Annotated in this window: 23 protein-coding genes, 1 tRNA gene and 1 pseudogene; 9 read left to right on the top strand and 16 right to left on the bottom strand. The window is 71.5% G+C overall.

Annotated features, from left to right (window positions below; translation table 11 throughout):
• Positions 1 to 114: 114 nt before the first annotated feature.
• Positions 115 to 1866, bottom strand: a complete 1752-nt coding sequence (locus ABZZ79_RS14195; protein WP_356689207.1) for an SDR family oxidoreductase — start codon at positions 1864 to 1866, stop codon at positions 115 to 117.
• A 2-nt stretch (positions 1867 to 1868) separates the two neighbouring features.
• Positions 1869 to 2711, bottom strand: coding sequence for a M24 family metallopeptidase (locus ABZZ79_RS14190; RefSeq protein ID WP_356689206.1), 843 nt, complete (start codon positions 2709 to 2711; stop codon positions 1869 to 1871).
• A gap of 272 nt (positions 2712 to 2983) precedes the next feature.
• Here ABZZ79_RS14190 and ABZZ79_RS14185 point away from each other — a divergent pair, with 272 nt between their 5' ends.
• From ABZZ79_RS14185 to ABZZ79_RS14165, 5 genes are all read left to right on the top strand, one after another.
• Positions 2984 to 3958 (top strand): ABC transporter ATP-binding protein, encoded by a 975-nt coding sequence (locus ABZZ79_RS14185; RefSeq protein ID WP_356689391.1) that lies wholly within the window; start codon positions 2984 to 2986, stop codon positions 3956 to 3958.
• A complete protein-coding gene (locus ABZZ79_RS14180; RefSeq protein WP_356689205.1) occupies positions 3948 to 4856 on the top strand; it encodes an ABC transporter permease in 909 nt (302 codons plus the stop codon). The genes ABZZ79_RS14185 and ABZZ79_RS14180 overlap by 11 nt, the downstream gene beginning before the upstream one ends.
• Complete coding sequence (locus tag ABZZ79_RS14175) at positions 4853 to 5764, top strand: ABC transporter ATP-binding protein (RefSeq protein WP_356689204.1); 912 nt, start codon at positions 4853 to 4855, stop codon at positions 5762 to 5764. The genes ABZZ79_RS14180 and ABZZ79_RS14175 overlap by 4 nt, the downstream gene beginning before the upstream one ends.
• Positions 5765 to 5775: 11 nt before the next feature.
• Complete coding sequence (locus ABZZ79_RS14170; RefSeq protein ID WP_356689203.1) at positions 5776 to 6495, top strand: ABC transporter permease; 720 nt, start codon at positions 5776 to 5778, stop codon at positions 6493 to 6495.
• 265 nt (positions 6496 to 6760) lie between these two features.
• Positions 6761 to 6845, top strand: a tRNA-Ser gene (locus ABZZ79_RS14165).
• Between the two features lie 139 nt (positions 6846 to 6984).
• Here the strand turns inward: ABZZ79_RS14165 and ABZZ79_RS14160 are convergent.
• From ABZZ79_RS14160 to ABZZ79_RS14120, 9 genes are all read right to left on the bottom strand, one after another.
• Complete coding sequence (locus ABZZ79_RS14160) at positions 6985 to 7788, bottom strand: HAD family hydrolase (protein WP_356689202.1); 804 nt, start codon at positions 7786 to 7788, stop codon at positions 6985 to 6987.
• Positions 7785 to 9062: a serine--tRNA ligase gene (gene serS, locus ABZZ79_RS14155; RefSeq protein ID WP_356689201.1), complete on the bottom strand. Its 1278-nt coding sequence runs from the start codon at positions 9060 to 9062 to the stop codon at positions 7785 to 7787. Before serS ends, ABZZ79_RS14160 begins: the two co-directional genes overlap by 4 nt.
• A 702-nt stretch (positions 9063 to 9764) precedes the next feature.
• Positions 9765 to 10697, bottom strand: coding sequence for a prephenate dehydratase (gene pheA, locus ABZZ79_RS14150; RefSeq protein WP_356689200.1), 933 nt, complete (start codon positions 10695 to 10697; stop codon positions 9765 to 9767).
• 120 nt (positions 10698 to 10817) lie between these two features.
• Positions 10818 to 12107: an iron uptake transporter deferrochelatase/peroxidase subunit gene (efeB, locus tag ABZZ79_RS14145; protein ID WP_356689199.1), complete on the bottom strand. Its 1290-nt coding sequence runs from the start codon at positions 12105 to 12107 to the stop codon at positions 10818 to 10820.
• Between the two features lie 6 nt (positions 12108 to 12113).
• Positions 12114 to 14099: a copper resistance protein CopC gene (locus tag ABZZ79_RS14140; protein ID WP_356689198.1), complete on the bottom strand. Its 1986-nt coding sequence runs from the start codon at positions 14097 to 14099 to the stop codon at positions 12114 to 12116.
• 13 nt (positions 14100 to 14112) lie between these two features.
• Complete coding sequence (locus tag ABZZ79_RS14135; RefSeq protein ID WP_356689197.1) at positions 14113 to 14571, bottom strand: copper chaperone PCu(A)C; 459 nt, start codon at positions 14569 to 14571, stop codon at positions 14113 to 14115.
• A complete protein-coding gene (locus ABZZ79_RS14130; protein WP_356689196.1) occupies positions 14568 to 15230 on the bottom strand; it encodes an SCO family protein in 663 nt (220 codons plus the stop codon). Before ABZZ79_RS14130 ends, ABZZ79_RS14135 begins: the two co-directional genes overlap by 4 nt.
• A 126-nt stretch (positions 15231 to 15356) precedes the next feature.
• Positions 15357 to 16109: a YcnI family protein gene (locus tag ABZZ79_RS14125; RefSeq protein ID WP_356689195.1), complete on the bottom strand. Its 753-nt coding sequence runs from the start codon at positions 16107 to 16109 to the stop codon at positions 15357 to 15359.
• 326 nt (positions 16110 to 16435) lie between these two features.
• Positions 16436 to 17266: a hypothetical protein gene (locus tag ABZZ79_RS14120; protein ID WP_356689194.1), complete on the bottom strand. Its 831-nt coding sequence runs from the start codon at positions 17264 to 17266 to the stop codon at positions 16436 to 16438.
• A gap of 203 nt (positions 17267 to 17469) precedes the next feature.
• On the opposite strand from ABZZ79_RS14120, the gene ABZZ79_RS14115 reads away from it, so the two are divergent.
• Entirely contained in the window at positions 17470 to 17919 is a 450-nt protein-coding gene (locus ABZZ79_RS14115; RefSeq protein ID WP_356689193.1) for an ATP-binding protein, read from the top strand.
• A 277-nt stretch (positions 17920 to 18196) separates the two neighbouring features.
• Positions 18197 to 18587: pseudogene (locus tag ABZZ79_RS14110) on the top strand (triphosphoribosyl-dephospho-CoA synthase); the annotation flags it as partial.
• A gap of 58 nt (positions 18588 to 18645) precedes the next feature.
• On the opposite strand, the gene ABZZ79_RS14105 reads toward ABZZ79_RS14110, so the two are convergent.
• Both ABZZ79_RS14105 and ABZZ79_RS14100 read right to left on the bottom strand, forming a co-directional pair.
• Positions 18646 to 20145, bottom strand: coding sequence for an aminopeptidase P family protein (locus tag ABZZ79_RS14105; protein ID WP_356689192.1), 1500 nt, complete (start codon positions 20143 to 20145; stop codon positions 18646 to 18648).
• Between the two features lie 105 nt (positions 20146 to 20250).
• The gene (locus ABZZ79_RS14100) at positions 20251 to 21768 is read right to left on the bottom strand and encodes a PP2C family protein-serine/threonine phosphatase (RefSeq protein ID WP_356689390.1); all 1518 of its coding nucleotides are present in this window, start codon (positions 21766 to 21768) and stop codon (positions 20251 to 20253) included.
• 552 nt (positions 21769 to 22320) lie between these two features.
• Here ABZZ79_RS14100 and ABZZ79_RS14095 point away from each other — a divergent pair.
• Positions 22321 to 22986, top strand: coding sequence for a bifunctional DNA primase/polymerase (locus ABZZ79_RS14095; protein WP_356689191.1), 666 nt, complete (start codon positions 22321 to 22323; stop codon positions 22984 to 22986).
• Between the two features lie 56 nt (positions 22987 to 23042).
• Positions 23043 to 23585, top strand: a complete 543-nt coding sequence (locus ABZZ79_RS14090; protein WP_356689190.1) for a hypothetical protein — start codon at positions 23043 to 23045, stop codon at positions 23583 to 23585.
• A 399-nt stretch (positions 23586 to 23984) separates the two neighbouring features.
• Here the strand turns inward: ABZZ79_RS14090 and ABZZ79_RS14085 are convergent, their stop codons facing one another.
• The 3 genes from ABZZ79_RS14085 to ABZZ79_RS14075 all read right to left on the bottom strand — a co-directional run bounded on the left by ABZZ79_RS14085 (position 23985) and on the right by ABZZ79_RS14075 (position 26745).
• A complete protein-coding gene (locus ABZZ79_RS14085; protein WP_356689189.1) occupies positions 23985 to 24950 on the bottom strand; it encodes a DUF5926 family protein in 966 nt (321 codons plus the stop codon).
• A 172-nt stretch (positions 24951 to 25122) separates the two neighbouring features.
• Entirely contained in the window at positions 25123 to 25761 is a 639-nt protein-coding gene (locus ABZZ79_RS14080; protein WP_356689188.1) for an ATP-binding protein, read from the bottom strand.
• Between the two features lie 171 nt (positions 25762 to 25932).
• The gene (locus ABZZ79_RS14075; protein WP_356689187.1) at positions 25933 to 26745 is read right to left on the bottom strand and encodes a glycerophosphodiester phosphodiesterase; all 813 of its coding nucleotides are present in this window, start codon (positions 26743 to 26745) and stop codon (positions 25933 to 25935) included.
• Positions 26746 to 26872: the final 127 nt, after the last annotated feature.

Below are 26872 nucleotides of genomic sequence, written 5' to 3'. Positions count from 1 at the left end.
CACTGTTGTTTTTGCGGCAGTTCGCCAAGTTGCTTAACAAGTCCGTAACTTGACGAACTGAATCTCCGTACACACCTGTTGATGAAACACCCGCCCCAGTAGGCACATTCGCCTCTACAGGCGCGGTTCCACCCGTGCCAGACGCCTCAACAGCCCCGGAGCGAAACGGGACAAGGCGTGCGCTGCGCGTGCCTCGGGGGTCACCGGCACGACCGCCTCGTTGCGTACCACGGCCCGCAGGATCGCCTCCGCGACCTTCTCCGGAGGGTAGTTGCGCAGTCCGTACAGACGCGAGGAGTTCTTCTGCCGACGCTTCTCCTCCGCCTCGTCCACGCCCACGAAGCGTGCCGTGGAGGTGATGTTGGTGTTCACCAGACCGGGGCAGATCGCGCTCACCCCGATTCCCTGGCCCGCGAGTTCGGCGCGCAGGCACTCGCTGAGCATCAGCACCGCCGCCTTGGAGGTGCTGTAGGCGGGCAGCGCGCGCGAGGGCTGGAACGCCGCCGCCGACGCGGTGTTCACGATGTGCCCACCCTGGCCGCGCTCGGCCATCTGCCGCCCGAAGAGACGGCAACCATGGATCACACCCCACAAGTTGACGTCGAGGATCTTCTTCCAGTCCTCCGGTGTGGTCTCGAAGAAGGAGCCGGACAGGCCGATCCCGGCGTTGTTCACCAGCACGTCCACCACGCCGTGTTCACGCGCGACCTTCTCGGCGAGCTTCTCCATCGCCTGCGCGTCGGACACGTCGACCGTCTCCGCCCACGCCTGCGGCGCTCCCGTCAACCGCGCCAACTCGGCGGTGCGCACCGCGCTTTCGGTGTCCCGGTCGACGACGATGACCCGCGCGCCCGCCTCGGCGAACGCGAACGCGGTGGCCCGGCCGATTCCGCTGCCCGCCCCCGTGACCAGCACGAGCTGTCCGCCGAACCGCTCGAAGTGGTCTCCGGTCGGCGTGACTTCGGTGCGGCCGCCCTCGATGCCGGACACGAACTCGGTGATCCAGGCCGAGAGCTGCTCGGGCCGGGTGCGCGGCACCCAGTGCTTGGCGGGCAGGGTGCGCCGGGTCAGCTGCCGTGCCCACAGCTCCAGTTCGTCGTAGAGCCGCTCGGAGAGGAAGGCGTCGCCGAGCGGCGTGATGAGCTGAACAGGTGCGTGCGCGTACGCGTCCGGGCGCGGCCTGCGCAGCCGTGCGCTTATGTTGTCCCGGTACAGCCAGGCTCCGCGCGCCGCGTCCGAAGGCAGCGACGGGGTCGGGTAGTTGCCACCGGGCACCTTCTCCACCCGCTCCAGGATGCCGGGCCAGCGCCTGCCCAGCGGACCGCGCCAGGCCAGCTCCGGCAGGGCGGGGGTGTGCAGAAGGTAGACGTACCACGACTTGGCGCCCTGGCCGAGGAGTTGGCCGATCCGGCGCGGGGTGGGGCGCTTGAGGCGGTTGTTGATCCAGTAGCCGAAATGGTCCAGGGACGGGCCGGACATCGAGGTGAAGGAGGCGATGCGGCCCTCGGTGCGCTTGACGGTGACGAACTCCCAGGACTGCACGGAGCCCCAGTCGTGCCCGACCAGGTGCACCGGCCGGCCGGGGCTGACCGCGTCCACGACCGCCAGGAAGTCGTCCGTGAGCTTCTCCAGCGTGAAGCCCCCGCGCAGCGGCTCGGGAGCGGTGGATCGCCCGTGGCCGCGGACGTCGTAGAGGACGACGTGGAAGTTCTCGGCCAGGCGCGGCGCGACCTCGGACCACACCTCCTTGCTGTCCGGGTAGCCGTGCACGAGCACCACCGTCGGCGCCTGCGTGTCACCCAGCTCGGCGACGCACAGCTCGATGCCGCCGGTCCGCACCCGGCGCTCCCGCGCACCCTGGAGCATGCTCACTTCTCCTCCGCCCAGCGCCGCACGTGGGGCAGATCGTCGTCCAGCCAGAAGGCGCTCTCCTCGGGGTCCCGCGAGTCGGTGACGACGAGGATCTCCTCGAACTTCGCGCCGGTGCCCCGGAATCCGAGATGGGGCTCGACCGCCCACAGCCCCGGCTGCGGCGGATGGTCGGAGAAGCGGTACGGCGACCACAGCGGCGACCAGCCCTCACGGTGGCCGTGCAGGGCATCGGACGCCAGGCCCTTCAGGGACTGCGTGCCGAAGCCGAACACCGTCGGCGCGAACCGGCGCGGGGCGACCTTGTCGACCTTGTGGGCGATCACTCCGAAGGGGTAGGCGCGGTGCCGGTTGGCGTAGCCCTGGAGGACCATGAGCCGGTCCACGTCCTCGTAGATCTCCCGCAGCGAGCGGCGTTCGCGCACCTCGCGCAGGATCAGCCGGCGGTGTGCCTGGAGGTCGTCCATCAGCCGGTTCTGCACGGGGTTGAGGCCGAGCGAGCCGGAGTAGCCGATGTCCGCCGTGAAGCCCTCGTACACCGGGGCCATGTCGAGGATGAACGGCATCCCCGGCTCCAGCGCCCGGTTGGTCGGGAAGAACTGGAGCGGAACGCGGAAGCCCGCGAACGCCGTGCGGTCGCCGAACCAGGCGAAGGGCAGGTGGAACCAGTCCCGCACGCCCCGCTCGCGCAGCCACTCCCGCTGCATGCGCGCGGCCTCACGCTCGGTGACGCCCGGCTTCAGCTGTGCCGCCACCGCCTCGGCGCACTCGTAGGCGAGCCGCTGCACCGTCCTGAATCCGCGCAGCTCCGCGGATATCCCGTCTGGCACTGCCGTCGCCATGCCGCCCCGTCCCACCCGGTCCACACGGCTGCGGTACGTGTCCGTAACTTGACACCGCCGAATCTCGCACCTTGTTAGAGTCGGCGTCAATAGGGCGGTCGCGGGCTGTCGGTCACGGGCCGGCGGAGCCCGGCGATGGAACGGCTCAGGGTGTCCCCTACCCCGACCTCAGGGTGACCCTTAACGTCCCGTACGACTGGAGGGTGACGCCAAGACGGCTCTGGAGGCTGACGACCGGCGTGGTCCGGGTCACTACCGTCGATGACGTGACTGTGATCGCGACCGAAAGCCTGAGCAAGCGGTTCCCCCGGGTGACCGCGCTCGACCGGCTGTCCGTGGACATCGGAGCCGGTGTGACCGGACTCGTCGGAGCCAACGGCGCCGGCAAGTCCACCCTGATCAAGATCCTGCTGGGTCTGTCCCCCGCGAGCGAGGGCCGTGCCGCCGTGCTCGGACTCGACGTCGCCACCGAGGGCGCCGCCATCCGCGAGCGCGTGGGCTACATGCCGGAGCACGACTGCCTGCCGCCCGACGTCTCGGCCACCGAGTTCGTCGTGCACATGGCCCGCATGTCCGGCCTGCCGCCCGCCGCCGCCCGCGAACGCACCGCGGACACCCTGCGCCATGTCGGCCTGTACGAGGAGCGCTACCGCCCCATAGGCGGCTACTCCACCGGCATGAAGCAGCGCGTGAAGCTGGCCCAGGCGCTGGTCCACGACCCGCGGCTGGTCTTCCTGGACGAGCCGACCAACGGCCTGGACCCGGTCGGCCGCGACGACATGCTGGGCCTGATCCGCCGCATCCACACCGACTTCGGCATCTCGGTCCTGGTCACCTCCCACCTGCTGGGCGAACTGGAGCGCACCTGCGACCACGTCGTCGTCATCGACGGCGGCAAGCTCCTGCGCTCCAGCTCCACCACCGACTTCACCCAGACCACCACCACCCTCGCCGTCGAGGTCACCGACTCCGACCAGCACCCCGACGGCACCCGCGCCATGCGCGAGGCGCTGCACGCGCGCGGGGTCGCGGTCCAGGACGGCAGCGGCCTGCCCGGCGCCGGCCACGTCCTGCTGCTGACCGCCCAGGGCGAGGAGACCTACGACGTGGTCCGCGACACCGTCGCCGACCTCGGCCTCGGCCTGGTGCGCATGGAGCAGCGCAGGCATCACATCGCGGAGGTCTTCGCCTCCGCCGACGAGCACAGCGACGAGCAGCCGAAGGAGGCCGTCGGCCATGGCAGCTGAACACCCCCTGGCGGCACCCCCGGGTGACCAGACCCGCATCCACAACATCGGCTACCGCAACTACGACGGCCCCCGCCTCGGCCGCTCCTACGCCACCCTCTCGCTGTACTCGCAGTCCCTGCGCGGCGCCTACGGCCTCGGCCGCTCGGTGAAGTCCAAGGTGTTGCCGATGCTGCTGTTCGTGGTGATGTGCGTGCCCGCCGCGATCATGGTGGCCGTCGCGGTCTTCACCAAGTCCAAGAGCCTGCCGGTCGGTTACACGGAATACGCGATCTTCCTCCAGGCCGTCATCAGCCTGTACGTCGCCTCCCAGGCACCCCAGTCCGTCTCCCGCGACCTGCGCTTCAAGACGGTCCCGCTGTACTTCTCGCGGCCCATCGAGACCGCCGACTACGTACGCGCCAAGTTCGCGGCACTGGCCTCCGCCCTGTTCATCCTCACGGTGGCCCCGGTACTGGTGCTCTACATCGGCGCGCTGCTGGCCAAGCTCGACTTCGCCGACCAGACCAAGGGATTCGGGCAGGGGCTCGTGTCCGTGACACTGCTCTCGCTGCTGTTCGCCGGAATCAGCCTGGTGATCGCCTCCGTCACCCCGCGGCGCGGCTTCGGCATCGCCGCCGTCATCGCGGTGTTCACCATCTCCTACGGCGCCGTCTCCGCCCTCCAGGGCATTGCCGAGCTCCAGGACAGCTCGGGCGCGATCGCCTGGATCGGCCTCTTCTCGCCGGTCACGCTCATCGACGGAGTCCAGTCGGCGTTCCTCGGCGCCCCCTCCTCCTTCCCCGGAGGCGTCGGCCCCTCCCACGGCGAGGGAGCGGTCTACGTCCTCGTCGCCCTCGGCCTGATCGCCGCCTGCTACGGCCTCCTGATCCGCCGCTACAAGAAGGTGGGCCTGTGACCACGCTCAACATCGACCACGTCTCCCGCTGGTTCGGCAACGTGGTCGCCGTCAACGACATCACCATGAGCATCGGCCCTGGCGTCACCGGCCTGCTCGGCCCGAACGGCGCCGGCAAGTCCACCCTCATCAACATGATGGGCGGCTTCCTCGCCCCCTCCACCGGCACCGTCACCCTCGACGGACAGCAGGTCTGGCGCAACGAGGCCATCTACAAGCACATCGGCATCGTCCCCGAGCGCGAGGCGATGTACGACTTCCTCACCGGCCGCGAATTCGTCGTCGCCAACGCCGAGTTGCACGGCCTGGGCGCCAAGGCCGCCCAGAAGGCGCTCGCCACGGTCGAGATGGAGTACGCGCAGGACCGCAAGATCTCCACGTACTCCAAGGGCATGCGCCAGCGCGTGAAGATGGCCTCGGCCCTGGTCCACGACCCCTCCCTGCTGCTGCTCGACGAGCCCTTCAACGGCATGGACCCGCGCCAGCGCATGCAGCTGATGGACCTACTGCGGCGCATGGGCGACGAGGGCCGCACGGTGCTGTTCTCCTCCCACATCCTCGAAGAGGTCGAACAGCTCGCCTGGCACATCGAGGTCGTCGTGGCGGGGAGGCACGCGGCCAGCGGCGACTTCCGCAAGATCCGCCGCCTGATGACCGACCGCCCGCACCGCTACCTGGTCCGCTCCAGCGACGACCGCGCCCTCGCGGCCGCGCTGATCGCCGACCCCTCGACGGCCGGCATCGAGGTCGACGTCACCGAGGGCGCGCTGCGCGTCCAGGCGGTCGACTTCGGCCGCTTCACGACCCTGCTCCCGCAGGTCGCCCGGGACAACGGCATTCGCCTGCTGACGGTCTCGCCGTCCGACGAGTCCCTGGAGTCCGTCTTCTCTTACCTGGTCGCGGCGTAGGAGGCCGAAGCATGTACGACCCCACAGTCGCCCGGCTCACGTACCGGGCCCTGCTCGGCCGGCGCCGGGCCCTCATCCTCGGCGCGCTGCCGCTGCTGCTCATCGCCATCTCCGTGGTCGTGCGCGGCCTCGCGGGAGCGGACGACCAGACGGCGTCCGACCTGCTCGGCGGACTGGCACTGGCCACGATGGTGCCGATCATCGGTGTCATCGCGGGCACCGGCGCGATCGGCCCGGAGATCGACGACGGCTCGGTCGTCTATCTCCTGTCCAAGCCGGTGAAGCGGCCCACGATCATCTTCACCAAGCTGATCGTGGCGATCGCGGTGACGATGGTGTTCTCGGCGCTGCCGACCTTCGTCGCCGGGTTCATCCTCAACGGCAACGGCCAGCAGATAGCGGTCGCCTACACGGTCGCCGCGCTGGTCTCCTCCATCGCCTACGCCGCCGTGTTCCTGCTGCTCGGCACGGTCTCCCGGCACGCGGTGGTCTTCGGCCTGGTCTACGCCCTCGTCTGGGAGGCCCTGTTCGGCTCCCTGGTGCCCGGCGCCCGCACCCTCAGCGTGCAGCAGTGGTCCCTGGCCGTGGCCCAGAAGGTCGCGGGCGGTGACCTCATCACCTCCGACGTCGGCCTGACGACGGCGACGGTGCTGCTGGTCGCGGTGACGGTGCTCGCCACCTGGTACGCCGGCCAGAAGCTGCGCACGCTGACGCTGGCGGGCGAGGAGTGACCGGCACGCGTTAATTCGGTGGCGCGCGACTCGCCGTACCGGCACAGTGGTTGATGTCCACGCCGGGCGCGAGCGCGCGTCACCGGCGCCATGATCTGGGGAGGAGCACGACGATGTCCATGCACGACAGTCCGTCGAGTTCCCCACAGGGCAGCTCGCGGCAGGCTCCGGAGTAGTTACCCCTCCGTCCGAGCCCGCCGTGCGCAAGCTGCCCGGGCGGCCGCTTCGAGCACGCGAACACCACTTCGCGTGAGGCCGCCCTCCCGGAGGATTGGCCGAGTGGTAAGGCACCGGCTTGCTAAGCCGTGGTCGGGGGCGACCCCGCGCACGTTCGATCCGTGCATCCTCCGCAAGACGTTGTCACTGGGACTGAGCCGTGCTTGGGAACCCGGGGCGAGATGGACGTACCCGAGGGGCGCCGGGCCGGATCGATGCACGGCTCCGCCGCGTGGGCGCGAGAAGACCACCTCCCGCATCCCTACGACGGCATCAGCCGAGCAGACGCTCCAGAACCACGGCGATCCCGTCCTCCTCATGGGAGGCGGTCACCTCATCGGCCACGGCCTTGAGCTCCTCATGGGCGTTGGCCATGGCCACACCCCGAGCGGCCCACGCGAACATCGGCACATCGTTCGGCATGTCACCGAAGGCGAGCGTGTCCGCGGCCTTCAGGCCGAGCCGACGGGCCGCCAGCGACAGCCCCGTCGCCTTCGACAGGCCCAGCGGAAGCAGCTCGACGATGCCCGCACCGGCCATGGCGACGGTGACGAAGCCACCCGCGGCGCGCCGGGCCGCCTCCGCGAGCTCGTCGTCCGACAGCGAGGGGTGCTGTATGTAGATCTTGTTCAGCGGCGCCGACCACAGGTCCGCCGCATCGCTGAACGGGGTGGCGGGGAGTGCGCCGGTGAGCGCGTATCCCGGCCCCACCAGTACCTCGCCGTCCAGTCCGTCCCGGCTCGCGGCCAGATACAGCGGGCCGACCTCGGCCTCGATCTTGGCCAGGGCGACCCCGGCCAGCTGCCGGTCCAGCGTCACCGAGGTCAGCAGCCTGTGCTCCCCGGCGTGGTACACCTGCGCGCCCTGGCCGCAGACCGCGAGGCCCTGGTAGCCGAGGTCGTCGAGGATGTGCCGGGTCCAGGGCACCGCGCGCCCCGTCACGACGATGTGGGCGGCGCCCGCCGCGGTGGCCGCGGCGAGCGCCTCACGGGTGCGCTCGGAGACCGACTCGTCGGACCGCAGGAGCGTTCCGTCGAGGTCGGTGGCGATCAGCCGGTAGGGGAACCCGGTGGTCACTTGGACACCGGCTCCAGCACCTCGCGACCGCCGAGGTAGGGCCGCAGCACCTCGGGCACGCGCACCGAGCCGTCGGCCTGCTGGTGGTTCTCCAGGATGGCCACGATGGTGCGCGGGACGGCGCAGAGCGTGCCGTTGAGCGTGGCCAGCGGCTTGACCTGCTTGCCCTCACGCACGCGCACCGACAGGCGGCGGGCCTGGAAGCTGTCGCAGTTGGAGGCCGAGGTCAGCTCGCGGTACTTGCCCTGGGTCGGGATCCACGCCTCGCAGTCGTACTTGCGGGAGGCGGAGGCACCCAGGTCGCCCGAGGCCACGTCGATGACCTGGAAGGGCAGCTCCAGGCCGGTCAGCCACTGCTTCTCCCACTCCAGCAGCCGCTTGTGCTCGTTCTCGGCGTCCTCGGGAGCGACGTACGAGAACATCTCGACCTTGTCGAACTGGTGGACGCGGAAGATGCCCCGGGTGTCCTTGCCGTAGGTGCCGGCCTCGCGGCGGAAGCACGGGGAGAACCCCGCGTAGCGCAGCGGCAGCTGGCCGGCGTCGAGGATCTCGTCCATGTGGTACGCGGCGAGCGGTACCTCGGAGGTGCCGACCAGGTAGTAGTCGTCCTTCTCCAGGTGGTAGACGTTCTCCGCGGCCTGGCCGAGGAAGCCGGTGCCCTCCATGGCGCGCGGGCGGACCAGCGCGGGGGTCAGCATCGGGATGAACCCGGCCGCGGTGGCCTGGGCGATCGCCGCGTTGACCAGCGCCAGCTCCAGCAGGGCGCCGACGCCCGTCAGGTAATAGAAGCGAGAGCCGGACACCTTCGCGCCGCGCTCGACGTCGATGGCGCCGAGGGCCTCGCCGAGTTCCAGGTGGTCCTTGGGCTCGAAGCCCTCGGCGGCGAAGTCGCGGATGGTCCCGTGCGTCTCCAGGACGACGAAGTCCTCCTCGCCGCCGACCGGGACGTCCGGGTGCACGAGGTTGCCGAGGGACTGCGCGAGCCGCTTGGTCTCCTCGTCGGCCTCGTTCTGCGCGGCCTCGGCGGCCTTGACGTCGGTCTTGAGCTGCTCCGCCTTCTGCAGGAGCTCCGCGCGCTCCTCGGGCGTGGCCTTGGGAATCAGCTTGCCGAGCGCCTTCTGCTCGGCGCGCAGCTCGTCGAAGCGGACGCCGGACGACCTGCGCCGCTCGTCGGCGGAGAGGAGGGAGTCGACGAGCGCGACGTCCTCTCCACGGGCGCGCTGGGAAGCGCGCACACGGTCGGGGTCCTCACGGAGCAGGCGAAGGTCAATCACGCGCTCAAGGCTACCGGTGCGGGGTGACGCCCCACGACTCACTATTCAGAGCTGCGGCTTACATGCCGTTATGGGGGAATTGCCTTATATGTCGAAGCGGGCCGATCGGCATCGTTCGACGTCAGGGCGTGTCAATGAAAAAGCGTCTCACTCCCCGGGACGAGGCATGTGACGTGCGTCCTGTTGACTGGATTCCCTTGCGAAGAACGGGACTTGAGGCCTCGCCCGGCCCGCGTTGTCCACAGCGGTCCACAGCCGTGAAAAGTTATCCACAGGCTGTGTGGAAGATCTGTGGATGCCGGAATTGATCACTCCGGAACCCTTCGCCGCTCCCTGCGATTCCCTGGGTAAACCTTCATCAGGTCCACCTTCGAGTGGAAATGCGTCACCTCAAAGGATTGATCAAAGGAAACGCGTGGACGAAGGGTGACTTGCGCCCGGGTGGACGCGGTTGGCCGGGTCAGGGCGATTTGTCGACTGCATGGCGCTTCGATGTCGACTTGTGCACAGGTCGAGAAGCGGACCTGTGGATAACTCCTGTGGATAACAAAGATCCGCAGGTACGACAGGTGTGATCGGCCGAAAACCGTCCAGAAGCCTGCGCCGGACAGCTCGGCCACCCCCGCCTGAGCGCCACCCCTCCGCCCGAGGGTCACCTCCGCCTGAGGCCCACGCCTCCGCGTCAGGGCCGTCCGCGTCCGCCTAGAAGCGGCCGTCCTGGCAGCGCGCCACCCAGTCCGCCGCCGCGACGAACTCCGCGTCCGAGGTCCCCAGCCGCGGCGGGCTGACGTCCGCGATCTCCGCGTCGGCACGCGGGTACGAGCCCAGGTACCGCACCTCCAGGCAGATCCGCTTCAGCCCCATCAGGGCCTCGGACACCCGCCGGTCGGAGATATGGCCCTCGGCGTCGACGCAGAAGCAGTAGTTGCCGATGCCGGCGCCGGTCGGGCGGGACTGCAGCAGCATCAGGTTGATGCCACGGGTGGCGAACTCGCCGAGCAGGTCGCGCAGCCCGCCGGGGTGGTCGTCGCGCTGCCACAGCACCACGGAGGTCTTGTCGGCACCGGTCGGCGCGGCGGGCCTGGCCGGCCGCCCCACCAGCACGAAGCGCGTCTGTGCGTTCTCCGCGTCGTGGATCTCGGTCTCCAGGGCCTCCAGGCCGTACCGGGCCGCCGCGAACTCACCGGCGAATGCGGCGTCGTACCGTCCCTCCTGGACCAGCCGGGCGGCGTCCGCGTTGGACGCGGCCGACTCCCAGTGGGCGTCGGGGAGGTTCTTCCTCAGCCAGTTGCGCACCTGCGGCTGGGCGGCCGGGTGGGCCGAGACCGTCTTGATCTCCGACAGCTTCGTGCCCGGCCTGACCAGCAGCGCGAAGGTGATCGACAGCAGCACCTCGCGGTAGATCATCAGCGGCGCGCCCGCGACCAGCTCGTCCAGGGTGGTCGTGATGCCGCCCTCCACGGAGTTCTCGATCGGCACGAACGCGGCCTCGGCCTCGCCGGTGCGCACCGCGTCCAGCGCGGACTGCACGGACACATAGGGGACCAGCTCCCGGGTAGCTGTCTCCGGGAGCGTGCGCAGGGCGACTTCGGTGAAGGTGCCCTCGGGGCCGAGATACGCGTAGCTCGCTGGCATGTCCTCACCCTAATGGCCGCCCGCACCTCAAGCCTGCCCGTCTCATGGCAACCACTCATGCGGGTGGTTTGAAACACGGCAGCCCGCATAGCCGTGCCATCCCGGAAGCCGCCCGCCCTCTCAGCCCTCCAGCAGCCCCTGCCCCACGTACTCCCCCTCCGCCGCCCCGCCCGGCACCGCGAACAGACCGCTCGCCTCGTGCCGGACGAACCGCGACAGCGCGTCCCCCCGGTCGAGTTTGCGCTGCACCGGCACGAAGCCGCGCAGCGGATCGGCCTGCCAGCAGACGAACAGCAGCCCCGCGTCCGGGACCCCGTCCGCGCCGATGCCGTCGTGGAAGGAGAAGGGCCGCCGCAGCATGGCCGCCCCGCCGTTCTGGTCGGGTCGGCTGATCCGCGCGTGGGCGTTGACCGGGACGACCAGGTTCCCCTCGGCGTCGGTCTTCTCCAGGTCCATCTCGGCCGACTCCGAACCCCCCGACAGCGGCGCCCCGTCGCCCTTGCGCCGCCCGATGACGTCCTCCTGCGCCTTGGTGGACAGCTCGTCCCAGTCGTCCAGGAGCATGCGGATACGGCGTACGACGGCGTAGGAGCCGTTCGCCATCCACGCGGGGTCCTTCGCACCGGAGGCGGGCACGAAGATCCGCTTGTCGAAGTCGGCCTCGGCCGGCTTGGGGTTGCGCGTGCCGTCGACCTGGCCCATCAGATTGCGGGCGGTCATCGGGTGCGCGGTGGCGCCCGGTGACCGGTTGAAGCCGTTCATCTGCCAGCGCACCCGGGCCGCGTCCCCCGCGTCCCTCTGGATCGCGCGCAGGGCGTGGAAGGCGACCAGGGCGTCGTTCGCGCCGATCTGCACCCACAGGTCGCCGTTGCTGCGCGCCTTGTCCAGTTGGTCGGAGGAGAAGTCGGGCAGCGGGTCCAGGGACACCGGACGCTGATTCTGAAGCCCCGTACGGCCGAAGAAGCTGTGTCCGAAGCCGAAGGTGACCGTCAGGGACGAGGGTCCCGCGTCCAGGGCGACACCGGTGTCCCCGTGGGCCGCGGGCTCACCCGCCATCAGCCGCCGGGCCGTGTCCGACCAGCGGCGCAGCAGCGCGGCGGCCTCCCGGCGCCCGGCCCCGGGCGCCAGGTCGAAGGCGACGAGGTGGCCTCGGGACTGGAGGGCCTCGGTGATGCCGGGCTGATGTTTCCCGTGAAACATCGCCGCCCCGGCGCCGACCGAGGTGAGCGGCGTCGCCCCGGCCGGCGCCGCCGCGTACCCGACGGCACCGCCCGCCGCGCCGAGCGCGAGCCCGGTGGCACCGGCGGTGGCGAGCAGGGTGCGCCGCGAGACGCCCCCGCCGGCCGGGGACGCCGGGGCGGCGGGGATCTCCTCGGAGGTCCGGGCCTCGGGGAGGGACTGGTCAGCCATGGTGGTTCAGCCGATCTTCGCGTTCTTGTCGACGGTCGTTTGGTCGATGTCGGAGGTCCGCACGGTCACGGCGACCGTCCAGTCCCCGGCCATGGGGATCTGCACCCCGCTCGCCGACCAGTGTCCGGTGGTGATGTGGTCCGGGACGACGGGCAGCGGGCCCACGTCCTGGGACTCCAGGGTGAACGAGAGCTTCACCTCGGGGACGTCGAAGGCGCGGCCGTTGGGCCGTTCCACGTAGACGTGCATCTCGTTGCCGCCGACCCGCGCGGGGTCGAGTTCGACGCGCACGAGACCCTTGCCATCCTCGCCGCCGGTGTCGAACGGCATGTCCAGGGTGACCGCGCCGGACGTCGAGACCGAGGCGGCCGCCGACGTGGCCGCCTTGGCCTCCTCCTCGGTGCGGCCCGGCTCGGTGGACGTCAGCATCGTGGTCACGGCGAGCACCACGACGGCGACGGACGCTTCGGCCAGCACCGAGCGGCGCAGTCCGAACCGCTGCGGGTCGGCGTCCCGCGCCCGCTTGCGCCGCGCGCTCTCCTCGGCGGCCCGCTGGCGGGCGAGCTGTGCGGCCCGCGCGGGGGTCGTGTCCGAGCCGGAACCGTCGGAGTCCGGGCCGTCGGAACCCGTGCCGTCGGAACCCGGGCTCTCGGAACCCGAGTCGCCGGAGCCCGAGTCGGCGGAGCGCGAGTCGGCGGAGGCCGTCGCCCCCGCCCCCGCCCCCGTCCGCACGGCCTTCTTCGCGATGGCCGCCTCCACCGGCAGCTCCGCCAGCCGGGCCGTCCACCGCCGCGAGATCCACGCGATGCCGACGAGCAGCGCCACGAGCCCGGCCTTCACCAGCAGCAGTTGGCCGTACCGCGTCCCGGTCAGCGCCGACCAGGTGCCGACCTGCCGCCACGCCTGGTAGACCCCGGTCGCGACCAGGGTGATCACACAGCCGAGGGCGAGCCGGGAGAAGCGGCGCACGGCGTTCGCGTCCAGCGGAGTCCTGGCGGGCGCCCGGTACAGCGCGACCAGCAGGGTGCTCAGTCCGCCGAGCCACCCGGCCACGGCCAGCAGATGCACGACGTCGACCGGCATGGCGATGCCGGGCTGGAGCCCGGTGGAGGCGTGCTCGGCCATCGCCCAGCTCGCCGCGAGGCCGGCGGCCACGACACCGCCGCCGATCGCCAGCCCCATCGCCAGATCCCGCTTCTCCTGGCCCTCCCTCTTGTCGTACGCCCCGAAGAGGACGGCGATGAAGAGGGCCCCGGCCGCGAGCAGCAGCAACCGCGACACCAGCGCGGCACCGGTCTTGGTCTGCAGGACCTGGCCGAGCAGTTCCAGGTCGAAGACGTCGGCGACCTTCGAGGAGGTGGTGTACGAGCCGCGCAGGAGCAGCAGCCCCAGCGTGGCCGCGGTCAGTGCGACCCAGCCGGAGACGACCAGCCGCTGCACCGCCCGCACCCCGGAGCCGCGCTGCCAGCAGGCCAGCACGAACGCGCAGCCGCCGACCAGCACGATGAACCCGGCGTACGACATATAGCGGCCGAGCCCGTAGAGCCGGCCGACCAGGCCGTCGCCCGCCCTTCGGCCGTCCACGGACACGGTGGTCGCGGAGGGCGCGCCGACGGAGAAGGTGAAGGCGCCGGAGATGGGGTGGCTGTCGGCGGAGACGACCTGGTAGGTCACCGTGTAGGTGCCGTCGGGCAGCCCCGAGTGTAGTTTCACGGCGTACGTCGTGCCGCCGCTGCCCGCCGCCTCGCCGGTGTCGGCCCGCTTGCCCTTGGGATCGAACACGCGCAGCGAGTCGTCGGACAGGGAGACGGTCTCGGAGAAGGTCAGCGAGACCTGCTGGGGAGCCTGGTCGACCACCGCCCCCTGCCCGGGGTCGCTGCCGGTGAGCGCGGCGTGCGCGGAGGCCGGAGCGGCACCGGCGAGCAGCGCGCCAGCCACGGTCAGGAGCAGCAGCACCAGCGTGCGGACGCGCAGGGTGACGGTGTGCGCCACGGTGGTCCCTCCCTCAGTTCCCGGACGTGGGGCGGTACGTCGCCGGCTTGACCGGCAGATCGACCTCGACCGGGTCGAGGCCGCTGAAGTGCAACGTGACGGAGACGGTCTGGCCTTCCTTCGGCCGCGGGGCGAGACCCTCGAACATCAGATGGCTGCCGCCGCTCTCGAGGACGAGCGAGCCGTGGGCGGGCACATCGAGGGAGGCGACCTCCCGCATGGCCTGTCCGCTGGTCTCGTGGACGGTGACCTCGCCGAGATCGCTGGTGACGGAGGTCAGCTTCACGGACCGGCCGCCCTCGTTGGCGATGGTCAGGAACCCCGCCGCCATGTCGGAGACCGGCTGGGGCATGTAGGCGCCGCTGACGGACAGTTCGGCGCCCGAGGAGCCCGAGCCCTCGCCGCCGCCGCAGCCGGCCAGGGCCAGCGCGCCGGCCAGGGCGAGCGCGGTCACCGGGACGGCACGCCTCACGGCTTGGCTCCCTCGATCAGCTTCGGGAGGTCCGCGGTGTAGTCGTCGACGGTGGCGTCCTCGCCGTAGAGGACGTATCCGGCGTCGGTCCGGGGGGAGAAGGCGATGACCTGGGTGCCGTGCATGGAGACGACCTTGCCCTTCTCCTTCTTCGGCGCCTCGATGGTGATGCCGAGGGTGCGGGCCCCGGCCTGGATGGTGGCGAAGTCGCCGCTCAGGCCGACGACCTGGGGGTCGATGCCCTTGAGCCACTCGCCGAGCGCCTCGGGGGTGTCGCGCTCGGGGTCGGTGGTGACGAAGACGATCCGCAGCGCGTCCTGCTGGGCCTGGGACAGCGACTTCTTGGCGACGGCGATGTTGCTCATCGTCAGCGGGCAGACGTCGGGGCAGTTGGTGTAGCCGAAGTAGATCAGCGTCGGCCGGCCCTGGGTCTCCTTGCGGAGGTCGTACTGCTTCCCCGTGGTGTCCGTAAGGATCATGTCCGGCTTCTCGAACGGCTTGTCGAGAACGGTGGCGGCCTTGTCCGAGCCGGTCTCCTCGGAGACCACGGAGACGGGCGAGGCGCTGTCGTCGTCCCCGCCGCCGCACGCGGACAGGGTCAGGGAGGCGGCGGCGAGGAACGCGGCCGCGGCGAGCTGCTTCTTGCGCTTGGAGAGCATGGAGAGATGTCCCGGAGGTGAGGTGCTCCGGTGCGCGCCGAGACGGTGGCCGTCCCGGCGCGCACCGAGGTCGGTGCCCGGTCGGCGGTGCGGGCGACGCGCCCGCCCCGCCGACCGGCGGGTGCGTCAGGCGGAGCGGCGGCGTCCGGCCAGGACACCGTAGGCGACGCCGGCCGCGCCGACGACGATGCCCACGATGCCGAGGACCCGGGCGGTGGTGTCGGTGCTGTCCCCCGAGGCCTCCTCGGCGGAGGCGGAGGTGTGGGCGGCGGCCTGGCTCGCGTCGGCGGAGGGCTCGGCGGAGGCCTTGTCGTCCTCGGAGCCCGAGCCGTGGTGGCCGTCCTCCTCGGCGGCGGACAGGGCGAGGACCGGCGCCGGGTTCTCCGGCTCCTCGTCGCCCTCCTGCACCTCGATCCAGCGCACGACCTCGCCGCCCGAGTACGTCTGGATCGCCTTGAAGACCAGTTCGTCCGCGTCCTCGGGCAGGGTGCCGACGGAGACCGGGAACTTCTGGAAGAAGCCGGGCTTGATGCCGCCGTTCTTGGCGGTCCAGGTGACCTTGCTGACGACCTCGGTGATCTGACGCCCGTGCAGGTTCAGCGGCTTGTCCAGCTTCGACTTGGTGACCTTCGCGTCCCAGCCGGGGACCGGCTCCGGCATCACCGAGGCGAGCGGGTGGTCGGCCGGGAAGCTGACCTCGAGCTTGGTGGTCGAGGCGTTGTCGCGCTCGTTGGGCACCTTGAAGTCGACGACCGCGAAGCCGCCCTTGGCGGCCTTGCCCTCGGGCTGGACGCTCACATGCGCCAGCGCGGGCGAGGCCAGGGCGAGGACGGTGGTGCCGGCGACGGCAGCGGCGGCGGCGATACGGGAAACCTGCATGACAGGAAGCACTCCACTTCGGATGAGAGACCGGTGGTCCGGTGAGGAAGAGGGACACGGGCGCGCGCGGGTGACTCCAGGGCACGGGAGAGCCGTGCCACACACCGCGAGGGTTCCGCGCGGAGGGAGTCCGCGGGGGAGAGAACGTCACGGCGGGCGGAGGGAACGGGGCGCACGCGTGTGCGTGCCGCTCGACGGCGGCCGTCACCGGTTCACCGGGGGACCGGATCACGAGGGATCACCAGGCTCACGAGAGATCACCAGGGATCGCCAGGGATCGGATCATCCCCGCGGGGCCACGGGTGGCCCCGGAAGGTGCGATCGCGTCAGGCGGCGAGAATCAGCGCGGCGGCGGGCGGGCCGCGCCGGATCACCGAGTGCTGGAGTGCGGTCGTCTGCGGTTCGGGCGGCGCGAGCAGAGCTGTGCGCGGCGGGCGCGGCAGCGCGCCGGAGGCGTACGGAAGCCCGGCGCACAGGGCGCGCACCAGTGCGAGCGCCCAGCGCAGGGAACGAACGAGCGCTCCCTCGGCGACCCCGTGCGCCGACAGGCGGACGAGCCGCAGCAGAGCCAGGTCGCCGTGGCGCATCAGCCAGCCGACGGCCAGTGCCGCGAGGGCGTGCCCTAGGAGCATCGGCAGCGACGGCAGCAGGGACACGGAGGAACCGGCCGTGGCGGACAGCGCGTCCGCCGGGTCGTGCGCGGGGTGCATACCGGTCGTGCCGCCGGGTCCCGCGCCGCCGGACGGCAGCAGCCGCGCGTCGGTGAGGATCCGGTGCGCCTGGGCCGGGCTGAGTGCCGCCGCGGTCGTTCCGCAGAGCAGTCGCGCGGCCCGCTCGACCACGGCCGCGTCGCCCGCGGCCTGGGTCATGGACGCCGTGCCGTGCTGCCCCAGCCCGAACAGGGTGTGCAGCACCGTCTGCCCGACCGTCAGCAGCGCGACGATCCCCGGCAGCGAGCGCGTGCGCCCGGTGAGCGGTACCGCCACCGCGAGCACGGCCAGGAACCCCGCACCGAGCGCCCACAACGGCACCGCGGCACAGGACGCCAGGGCGTGCCCGGCCCCGGACAGCACGACACAGACCGCGGCGAACACCGCGGCCCGCAGAACCCGGAGCCTTGCTCCGGAAGGCGTCGTGCGTGTGTGGGGGGCAGACATGGCGGGCTCATCATCGCACTGGCCCCACGCCCGGCATACGGCAGGTCCGCAAGATGCCATAGGTCGTATCCGGCCCCACATACACCGAATGGCGCCTGAGGCACATCCCCCATATGGGCGGCATCACGCTGATTGAACGCTTACGTCGGGGCACTCGTGGCAATAGGTATCGGTATGTCGAGCCGCGGCCAGGAGGCTGGAGCATGAGCATCTGGTGGTCACTCCATCTGCGGTGCGAGGCTGCGAGCGTCCCGCTCGCGCGGCGCTTACTGCTCGGCACGATGGAGACAGCGGGCGTGGACCCGGACATCTCCTACGACCTGTCGGTCGCCCTCACCGAGGCGTGCGCCAACGCGGTCGAGCACGGCGGGACCCGCCCGGGGGGAGGCTCCTCGGAGGCCTACAGAGTCACCGCCTACCTCGACGGGGAGAAGTGCCGTATCGAGGTCGCCGACTCGGGTCCGGGCTTCACCGGCTCCCCCGCCGCCCGCCCCGCCCGCCACGACGCCGAGCACGGCCGGGGTCTGTGTCTCATCGAGGAACTCGCCGACCACGTCCGGATCGACAACAAGCCGGACCGCGGCGGGGCGGTGGTGAGCTTCGACAAGATGCTCAAGTGGCGCGAGAACGCCCCGCTGGTCACAGCATCCTGACCCACCCGCCTTGGGGCGCGACACCCTGCCCTCCGCGCCGCGCGTACGGCGGTCCAGCCACCGCCCCGCTGGGTACGACACCCTGCCCTCCGCGCCATGCGTGCGGCGATCCAGCCACCGCCCCGCTGGGTACGGCGTCCTGACACTCACTCTGTTGGGCACGGCGCCCAGCCGCCCCGCTCTGTTGGGCACGGCGCCCAGCCGCCCCGCCGGATTCACAGCTCGCGCACAGCGGCGTCCGGCTTCCCTGACGGGTGCGGCGCCTACGTTCACGTCCATGACGGCAGACGCGCACCGCAGCCCGGACGAGGCACTCGCCCAGACCGCCGTGGCCGCACTCACCGGCCAGTTGGCCCTGGAGCCCAAGCCCGGCCTGCCGGACCCGCGCGACCTCGGCGCCCGCACCCTGTGCCAGGACCACGGCACCCTGCGCTGGACGGCCAAGGCGCTCGCCCCCGGATTCACGGCGATGGCCGCGGCCCGCCGCACGGGCGAGCCCACCCCCGGCCTGCGCCATGTACAGGCGACCGCCCGCGCCGTACTGGACGCGGGCGACACGGGAGGGCCGGGCGGCCCTGGCCGCCCTGGACACGGACCTGCGCACCCGGGCGTGGAGCCCGAGGGGCAGCGCGGGCCTGCCGGCGGGTGCCCTGTTCCTGGACGGGCTCCAGGGGGCGGGAACGTGCCGGCGTGCGCCATCGGTCCCCGCCACCCACGCGGGGCACGTCAGCCCTGCGACCCCTTCAGGCCCGCCATCCACGCCTCGACCTCGTCGGAACAGCGCGGCAGTCCGTCGGACAGGTTCCGGTTCCCGTCCTCGGTCACCAGGATGTCGTCCTCGATCCGCACACCGATGCCCCGGTACTCCTCGGGCACGGTCAGGTCGTCGGCCTGGAAGTACAGGCCGGGCTCCACGGTCAGGCACATGCCCGGCTCCAGCGTGCCGTCGACGTACGTCTCGACCCGCGCGGCGGCGCAGTCGTGCACGTCCATGCCCAGCATGTGACCGGTCCCGTGCAGCGTCCAGCGCCGCTGGAGCCCCAGCTCCAGCACCCGCTCGACCGGTCCCTCGACCAGGCCCCACTCCACGAGCTTCTCGGTCAGCACCCGCTGGGCCGCGTCGTGGAAGTCGCGGTACTTCGCGCCCGGCTTCACCGCCGCGATGCCCGCCTCCTGGGCCTCGTAGACGGCGTCGTAGACCTTCTTCTGGATCTCCGAGTAGCGCCCGTTGACCGGCAGGGTCCGGGTGACGTCGGCGGTGTAGTACGTGTGCGTCTCGACACCCGCGTCGAGCAGCAGCAGGTCACCGGAGCGCACGGGTCCGTCGTTGCGCACCCAGTGCAGGGTGCAGGCGTGCGGACCGGCGGCGCAGATGGAGCCGTAGCCGACGTCGTTGCCCTCCACGCGGGCGCGCAGGAAGAACGTGCCCTCGATGTACCGCTCGGAGGTGGCCTCGGCCTTGTCGAGGACCTTCACCACGTCCTCGAAGCCGCGCACGGTCGAGTCGACGGCCTTCTGCAGCTCACCGATCTCGAACTCGTCCTTGACCAGCCGGGCCTCGGACAGGAAGACCCGCAGCTGCTCGTCGCGCTCGGCGGTGACCTTGTCGGTCAGGGCCGCCTCGACGCCGGCGTCGTAGCCGCGTACGACCCGCACCGGGCCGGTCGCCTCGCGCAGCTGGTCGGCCAGCTCACGCACGTCCGACGCGGGGATGCCGTACAGCTTCTCCGCCTCGGTCAGCGAGTGCCGGCGGCCGACCCACAGCTCGCCCTGGCCGGACAGCCAGAACTCGCCGTTCTCCCGGTCGGAGCGGGGCAGCAGATAGATCGTCGCCTTGTGACCGTCCGCGGTCGGCTCCAGGACCAGGACGCCGTCCTCGGTCTGGTTGCCGGTGAGGTACGCGTACTCGACGGACGCGCGGAAGGCGTACTCGGTGTCGTTCGAGCGGGTCTTCAGGTTGCCCGCCGGGATCACCAGACGCTCGCCCGGGAAGCGCGCGGACAGCGCCGACCGGCGCGCCGCGGTCTGCTCGGCCTGGGCGACCGGCTGAAGGTCGTGCAGCTCGGTGTCCGCCCAGCCGGACTTCATGTTCTCGGCGAGCTCATCGGACACGCCCGGGTACAGGCCGTTCTTGCGCTGCTCGATCGGCTCTTCCTCAGAGTTTTCCGGGCCCGCTGCGGTAACAGCTTCTTCGGGCACAGCCGGGAGCTCTTCGGCCACGGTCATCCTCCTTGATACGGCTCTGGACCTCCCCCATCGTACGGTCGTGCGGAAGGGGGCCCAGAGCCGCTGGGCCTGTTACACACTGCCCATCGAGGGTCACGCGGATTCCTACTCGAAGCGTGCCGCCAGCAGGACCACGTCCTCCTCGCTGTCGGCCGTGTCCGCCCCGTCCGGCAGCACCGTGCGCAGCACGTGGTCGGCGAGCGCCTCGGGGTCGCGGCGCAGGGCGCGGGGCACGCCCGAGGCGGCCGCGTGCAGCCGGGCGAAGGCGCGGTCGACTGGGTCGCCGGTGCGGTGCAGCAGCCCGTCGGTGTACAGCAGAACCGTCTCTCCCGCATCGGCGTGGATCTCCACGCTCGGCGCCTCCCAGCAGGCCAGCATGCCCAGCGGGGCCGAGACGGAGGTCTCCGCGAACTCGGTGCGGCGCTCCCCGATCAGAAGCGGCGGGCAGTGCCCGGCCCCGGCGAGGGTGAGCTTGCGCGCGGCGGGTTCGCAGTAGGCGAACAGGGCGGTCGCGGAGCGCGCGGGCTCGGTCAGCCGCAGCAGCAGCTCCAGGTCGGACAGGACGGCGACCGGGTCCTCGCCCTCCATCACGGCGTAGGCCCGCAGGGAGGCACGCAGCCGGCCCATCGCGGCGACCGCGCTCGGCCCGGACCCGGTGACCGAGCCGACGGCCAGCCCGAGGGCCGCGTCCGGCAGCGGCAGGGCGTCGTACCAGTCGCCGCCGCCGCGCGGGCCGGTGCGGTGCCGGGCGGCGAGCTGGACGCCGGCGACGCGGGGGAGCCGGGACGGCAGCAGTTCCTCCGACATGGTCGCCATGGACGCGCGGGTGCGCTCGACCTCCAGCAGCCGGGCGATGTGCTCGGTGGCGTAGCGGGCGTAGAGGCCGACGAGATGGCGCTGTCGCTCCACCGGCTCGGCCGGCTCGTCGTACAGCCACACGGCGGCCCCGAGGCGGCCGGCCGCCTCCGTGGACAGCGGGAGCGCGTAGCTGGCGGCGAAGCCCAGGCGGCGGGCCACCTCCCGGTGCCGGGGATCCAGACCGTCTTCGGCCAGCAGGTCGGAGCGCACGATCTCGGCCACACCGCCGGGGAGTCCGGCGGGGGTGTCGAGGAGTTCGCCGTACGACAGCGAGCCGCGCGGCACGGTCTCGATGTGGCCGAGATCGGCCTGAGCGAGACCGAGGCCGACGGTGGTGCGGGGGCCGAGGCCGTCGCCGGGTTCCAGGACGACGAGTCCGCGCCGGGCGCCGACCAGGGCGGCTCCCGCCCGCAGCAGTTCCTGCAGGGCGTCGGTGAGCGCGTCCGTGCGGACCAGGCGTTCGGTGAGTTCGTGGAGCGTGGTGAGGTCCGAGACCCAGCCGGCGAGGCGGTCCTGGAGGAGGGCACCCGGGCCGGTGGGGACCGGGGGGACGTCCGGTGCGGCGGCCGGCGCGGGCGCGACAGTGTGTGCGGGCGCGGGAACCGTTGAATCGATTCCGGCCACTTTCGGAGGGTGCGGGGCGTTCATGGTGTCCGGCTTTCCGACCGGTGCGTTTTGCTCAAAAGCATCGAAAACCCCCAGGTCATTCTGCGCCGCTGGCAGTGTCTCCACATGTACACGCACTCGTGAGGGGATGTCCAGCATTGTCCTGCTGGGATTCCTGGTGTCCATGTGGTTTCCGGGATGGATGGTCGTTCCTCTTGCAGAAAGGCAAAGTTGGCTTAAAACTGACTCGGGCAACGCCCTATTGAGGTCGACTGGGCTTGCTCGCAGGAGCGTCACAGCGGTCGTGATGGGTACGTACTCGGAGAAGGCCAGGGGCGGTTGGGGGCCACCCGGAACCTGGCGACGGACCCGGGCGTCTTAGCCACCGACGACCGTGTCCCATCCTCCCGTGGCGGAGGCGGAGAAATACGCGGGACGGCAAAACGCCAGACTTCGCCACCCCACGCCACGCCCGTGCTTTTGATAGACGAGTACGGACGCAGACGAGTACGGAGAGCACGGTCGGCCCGGCCGCAGCGGTCGGCCGGTCGCGCCGGCCACCGAAACGGCCGACGCCCGACCCGCAGGGGATCCCCGCGCTTCTCGCAGGGGTGTGATGCGCCAGCAGATACGCACAGTTCAGTGATCGACACATGGTGTAGATGTGGCCCACGGTGTTGCCAGGCGTGCAACGGAAAGGAACGAGCGCTCATGCGCGAGATCCTCGGAAGGCGACGCAGGCTCCTGTCCCGGCGTGCTGACGGGAGGCCTGAGCTGATCGGCGCGGCCCTGACCTTCGCCACGCAATGGCAGTGGCCGGTGCTCCCCGGAGTGGCGGCGGACACGCAGGACCGGTCCCGCTGCGGCTGCCCCGACCCCGAGTGCACGACCCCCGGTGCGCACCCCTTCGACCCCGCTCTGCTCGCCGCGACCACGGACGAGCGGATGGTCCGCTGGTGGTGGACCAACCGGCCGACGGCCCCGATCGTGCTGGCCACCGGCGGCCGGGCGCCCTGCGCGGTGAGCCTGCCCGCCGCGGCCGCGGCCCGTGCCCTCGACGCCCTGGACCGCTCCGGCACGCGCCTCGGCCCGGTCGTCGCCGCGCCCACCCGCTGGGCCATCCTGGTGCGGCCGTACGGCATGGAGCAGTTGGGCGAACTGCTCTACGCCAAGGACTTCGTCCCCGGCTCGCTGCGCTTCCACAGCGAGGGCGGCTATCTCGCCCTGCCCCCGTCCTCGACCGGCCAGGGCGCCATCCGCTGGGAGCGCGCTCCGCTGCCGGGTTCGGCCTCGCCCTGGGTGCCCGACGTGGAGGCCGTGGTCGACGCGGTCGTCGACGCCCTCACTCGTACGGGTGTGAGCGCGCCCGAGTTGTAGGGGTGTCGGGCGCGCGGCGAACCGGGCGCCCGTTCATGCTGGTTATCGTCCCCTTCATGAACCTTCGTCTGCTCGCCCTCGCGGGCGTCGCGGTGTGCGCGATCGCGCTGCCGCTGGCCGTGGCGTCCGCGGGCCCGGCGGACGACGAGGAGCGCACGACCGTACGGCTGCCCGCCCGCGACCCGAAGGCCTCGCGGGAGCCCGACGTCGACGCGAAGGGCCCCGTGCGAGCGCCCTCGCGCACCCCCCTGCTGCTCGGCCTCGGCACGGCCACCGCGGCCCGCTGCGGACCCGAACTCACCTCGCCCGAGGGTGTGGAGGCGCAGACCTGTGTGCTGGCCCAGGGCGAGGACACCTGGGCGCGTACGTACTACCGCAACGCCACCGGGGAGCCGCTCCAGGCGGCGCTGAGCCTGATGGGGCCCGGGGAGCGGACCGTGCAGATGCACTGTGCGGTGAGCGCGGGGGACGAACCGGCGTCCTGCGACACGCCCCGCGAGCGCACCCTGGCCCAGGCGGCGGCGTACACCGCGGTCGCCGAGTTCGCGGGGACGGGGGCCGACGGTCCGCTGCTGCTGCGGTCCGGCAGCAACTCCTAGCGCCCCGGCCTGCAACGTTTGCGCGGGGCGAACGCCGCCTGTTGGGGCACCGGCGGTACGGTCCCGTGGCCGCGGCGCCCGTGCGGGCCGCGAGGGATCTCGGCGGTCTGTCGGTCAACTGCCGTTCCCCCACGGCTGGCTGGCCTGCGACCGCGTTTCGTGGGCGGGCCCGGACATGGAGAGACCCGGTTGCTGGCGACGGGGGATGCACCAGCAACCGGGCTACTGGAACCGTAACAAGAGATCGGCTGTTCGCAAATTCGATCTCCGTTTTCCCTCGGCTATTCGGACACCGATCGAGCCTTGTCCGAGGGGGAGTTGTGACCGCTCCCATCGATTTCGGGCCGTCCGGGGTCGGCTGACCGGTCGGTCAGCCGACCCCGGACGGCCCGTCGTGCGTCAGCTCAGCGTGACCTGTCGGTTGGTGAGTCCGCCGCGGGCCCGGCGCTCCTCCGGGGTGAGCGGGGCGTCCGTCGCGAGGGCGGCGGCGAGGCGCTCGGCGAACTCGGCGGCCGGCTTCTCCACGTCCTCCGCGCCGACCCCGCTCGGCAGGTCCCACACCGGGACCGTGAGCCCGTGAGCACGGAAGGAGCCCACCAGCCGGGTGCCCTCACCGAGGCTGGAGCGGCCCGCGGCGTGCAGTCGCGCGAGGGCGTCCAGAAGCCGCTCCTCCGGGTGCGGCATGACCCACCGCAGGTGGTTCTTCTCCGGCGTCTCGCACCAGTACGCCGCGTCCACGCCGGTCAGCTTCACCGTCGGGATGGCGGCCGCGTTGGCCCGCTCCAGGGACGCGGTGACGTCCGCGGTGGCGTTCTCCGAGTCCGGAACCCAGAACTCGAAGCCGCTGTGCACGACCGGCTCGAAAGCGCCCTCCGGGTCGAGCAGATCCTGAAGGCGCGGGCTCTCGGCGGGCGCGCGGCGGCCCTGCACCGGGGTGCCCGGCTCCGCCTCCAGCGCGCGCTGCAGGGTGTCGGCGAGGTCGCGGCTGATGTCGCCGGACGCCGTGTCGTTCTGCAGGCCGATCAGCACCGAGCCGTCCTCACGGCGCAGGGCGGGCCAGGCCATCGGCAGCACCGTGGCGAGCGTGACCGAGGGCACGCCCTCGGGCAGGCCGTCCTTCAGGGTCAGCTCGACCGTGGCGGCCGGCACCAGTTCGCGCAGCGCGACCCAGTCGCACTCGCCCGGCAGGCCCTCGAACGGGCGCTGCACCAACTCGGTCGCGGCGTGCGAGGCTGCCCGGCCGTGACAGGCCTTGTAACGGCGGCCACTGCCGCACGGGCAGGGCTCACGGGCGCCGACGACCGGGATCTCTCCGTCGGTGATCTGGGGCTGGTTGGCCTTCGTCTGAGGTCGCTTCTTGGCCATCGTGGGGTCTCCCGGTTACGGCTCTTCTCGTACGGGCGGAGCCTAGCCGTTCGGGCCACCACCGACGGGACCCTGTGGACAACGGGAGAGTTGTGGACAACGGGAGAACTGTGGACGAGCGGGCCGTTGTGCGCGTGCGGGCACGGGCGTCTTCGGGCCGGTGCCGGCCGGGTCAGTCCAGGTCGTCGAAGGCGCCCGCGAAGTCCAGGCCGACGATGGCCGGTACCGACGGGGCGATGACACGCGTGGCGAAGTCGTCGCGGCGCCGCCCGGCATCCGGATCATGAACGTCGTCGTGGACCACGACCCACACGGTGACCTCGCCGCGGGCGTCGTCCCGAACACCCCAGTCGTCGGCGAGGGCGGTGATGATGTTGAGCCCGCGGCCACCGTGGGCGGTGACCGACGGGGTGGCTGGAGCAGGGCGAGTGGGACCGCCCCCGTCCGTGACCTCCACCACGAGCCGGCCGCCCGGGTCCACGCGCCATGCGGCCCGGACGTCGCCGTCCCCGGCCAGGGCGTCGCCCAGTGGCCGACCGTGTTTGCACGCGTTGCTCAACAGCTCGGAAAGGATCAGTACGGCATCGTCGATGACCGATTCCGCCACACCGCCCGTGCGCAACTGATAGCGCATGCGGTGCCTCGCTTCCCCCACGCCCGCAGGGCCATGGGGTACGGCCATGCTCGACGACGTGGGCACCTCCTGTGCTACCACCAACGCCACCCCCGAGACCTCCTTCGCCCCACGCCACGGTGTGAATGCCCCATTGGCCTGTACCGGAAACCGGCCAATCACGTTCCGGTGACGCACTCGCCACGATCGATCACGGAACGAACGCGCCGGTGCACACCCCGTGATCATCGGAGGCATATGTCCGGTCGGAGGGGGTCGGAAACGGTCGCGGGTGGAGGCTCTCGCGCGGGCGACGGGCCGCTTTCCGGCCGTGGGCGCGCTCGCGGCCGAGGGATTCTCCGGCTCCGCTCAGCGGCCGAGAATCTCCGCCACCGCGCGCGGGCGGTTGGTGATGATGGCGTCGACGCCGAGGTCGAGGCAGAGGCGGACGTCCTCGGGGTCGTTCACGGTCCAGACGTGGACCTGGTGACCGGCCTGCTTGAGGCGCTCCACGTACGCGGGGTGGTTGCGCACGATCCGGATCGAGGGGCCCGCGATGTGCACCCCGGCGGGCAGCCTGCCCTCGCGCAGCCGGGGGGAGAGGAACTGCACGAGATAGACCGTCGGCAGGGTCGGCGCCGCGGCCCGCACCCGGTGCAGCGAGCGCGCCGAGAAGCTCATCACACGCACCCGGGACTCCTCGGGCGAGGCCGGGGCGTCCAGCCCGAACCGCTTCAGCAGGAGCAGCAGCCGGTCCTCGACCTGGCCCGCCCAGCGCGTGGGGTGTTTGGTCTCGATGGCCAGCTCCACCCGGCGTCCGGCGTCGGAGACCAGTTCCAGCAGCCGCTCCAGGGTGAGCACGGAGGTGTCGGCCGGGTCCTCCGGGCGGAACTCCCAGTCGGGCTCATCCGGGCCGCCCCGCTTCCAGGAGCCGAAGTCGAGGGCGGCGAGCTCGGACAGCTCCAGGGCGGACACGGCGCCGCGGCCGTTGGACGTACGGTTGACACGACGGTCGTGCACACAAACGAGGTGTCCGTCCGCGGTCAGCCGCACATCGCACTCCAGGGCGTCGGCGCCGTCCTCGATCGCCTTCTTGTAGGCGGCCAGGGTGTGTTCCGGGGCGTCCTCGGAGGCGCCGCGGTGGGCGACGATCTGGGGATGGTGCTGTGGTGCGTGGGTCACCGCGTCATGGTGCCACCGTCCGGGGGTAGGTGTGACGTCCGAGTGGCACCCTGACGGCCTCGGCAGGGTGGCCGTTAAGTGAAAAAGGTCCTATATAAAGGATGACCCCGGACGCACAGGCTCGGCT

Source organism: Streptomyces sp. NPDC006458 (genome assembly GCF_040612135.1).
In the GTDB taxonomy this organism is placed as follows: Bacteria; Actinomycetota; Actinomycetes; order Streptomycetales; family Streptomycetaceae; genus Streptomyces.
This window is presented reverse-complemented; position numbering and strand designations above follow the sequence as displayed.